Genomic DNA, 1,715 nt, shown 5'->3' with positions numbered 1-1,715 from the left:
AGTGCCACCCGCCCGCCTCACTAGGAGTTGAGCGAACGGCCCGGTCGACCCGGTCCCCCTCGCCGGGTGCCACTGGCTCTGCCAGTGCTCCCCCTCCGATCGGCACTGGCGCTTCGTCACTCGGCGATGGACCATACGGGGCCCGGTTGATTCGTTGGGTGGCCCGGACAACGCCCCGCGTTGTCCGGGCGGCGCAGCCGCACGAGGCCGAAGACCCACCCTCGCCTCTCATTCAAGCCCGGCTTCCCTTGAACACCTCGTGTCGCTTCGCGACCCGGACAACGCGGGGCGTTGTCCGGGCCACCCAGCGATCAGAACACAGTCACGCGCGGCCCCGGCACCGTCCATGAGCCGAGATACTGAGGAGGTTGTCCGTCGCGGAGGAGGTAGCGCTCGAACACCTCGTCGTTAACTCGGGCCACGCCGCTCGAATGGCTGGGGGATACCCCAATCACGACGACGGTACCGCCCGGGTTGGAGTCCACCCGCTCGATGCGTGCGTTCCACCCCGTCAGCCTGCCGGGCAAGGAGGCGAGCCAGCTGAAATAAGCCGTCCGCTCCTGCGGTACATAGTCGAAACGCTCGATTTCTGCGGCGATGCTCCGCTGGAAATGCCGCAACTCTACCTCCAATTCCGGCTCGACCCGGACGCGAATCCCACGATAGTGACGAGCCCTGATCGACTCCTCTCGGAGCCGCTGCCTGATCCGCAGCGACTCCTCCGAAGCTCCGAGGCTCGACAACGCCGTCCGGGAATCGGGCCCTTCCTCGTGCGGCCCGTCGTCCGTCGTCCGTGCGATCCCGGTGGCGACGATTGTCGAGATCGCGATACTACCCCCGAGCAGCACGCGAGCGAGGATCTTCGTCTTCATCGAATCTCTCCTGAATGATGAGATGTGATCACTGGACGAGGACCAACTTCCATTGCGTGTCGTCGACCTTGACCTGCTGGAAATGGAAGCTGTCCCCAAGAGATATGGTCTGCACCCCGCCACACCCTGTCGGTAGGACGAGCCCCAAGTATTGGTCGAATTCGTCGACTGCCGAGCCGACTTGCGCGGGTGGCCCGGACAGCGGCACGCTGTCCGGGCGGCGCAGCCGCACGAGGCCGAAGACCCACCCTCGCCTCTCTTTCAAGCCCGGCTTCCACTGAAAACCTCGTGTCGCTTCGCGACCCGGACAACGCGGGCGTTGTCCGGGCCACCCAGCGGTCTCATGCTGGAAGTTTGGCCGACCACTCCTGATCGGTTTCACGGCTATATGTTGTGTCCTCCTCGTTCCCTGCGATGGTGCGGATTGTACGTGCGTCTTGATCGATCTTCGTGACGAACTCGACAGCGCTCGACATATCGACGCACTCGCCTTCGTGCAGATAGAGGACTGCGGTTCGATCTTGGAAGTCGTACTCCAGTCGCAGAAGCTCGCAGCCGATCCACGGCAACTTTCGCATCGTGAGCCCTCGCCGATGATCCAATGAGTTGCGGACTCGATCTCGCGTCGCTAAGCCGAGCTACGACGATTCGAGGCACGAAAACCCAACCGGGGTCACCCTCGGTGAGGCGGTCCCCGGCGACCTATTCTCGAAATCGCATCGCTCACGCACACCATACTCGGGACAGCCTCCGACGGTGAAGGTCACATGCCGGGGAACATGCCCACATCTTCGCGGGCATGACTCAAACGTTGGCCCCGACCGCTGAGCATGCCTACGCCCC

2 protein-coding genes are annotated in these 1,715 nt (G+C 63.7%); both read right to left on the bottom strand.

The features are described 5' to 3' along the window. Positions 1 to 311 precede the first annotated feature (311 nt). Positions 312 to 872 carry a hypothetical protein gene (locus tag AB1L88_RS26850; RefSeq protein ID WP_367099799.1) on the bottom strand — a complete coding sequence of 187 codons (561 nt, stop codon included), beginning with the start codon at positions 870 to 872 and terminating at the stop codon, positions 312 to 314. Between the two features lie 341 nt (positions 873 to 1,213). Next, a complete protein-coding gene (locus AB1L88_RS26845; protein WP_367099798.1) occupies positions 1,214 to 1,450 on the bottom strand; it encodes a hypothetical protein in 237 nt (78 codons plus the stop codon). Positions 1,451 to 1,715 lie beyond the last annotated feature (265 nt).

It is taken from the genome of Tautonia sp. JC769, from assembly GCF_040717455.1.
Lineage (GTDB): Bacteria > Planctomycetota > Planctomycetia > Isosphaerales > Isosphaeraceae > Tautonia.
The sequence above is the reverse complement of the archived record's forward strand: the minus strand, read 5'-3'. Positions and strand labels throughout refer to the sequence as shown.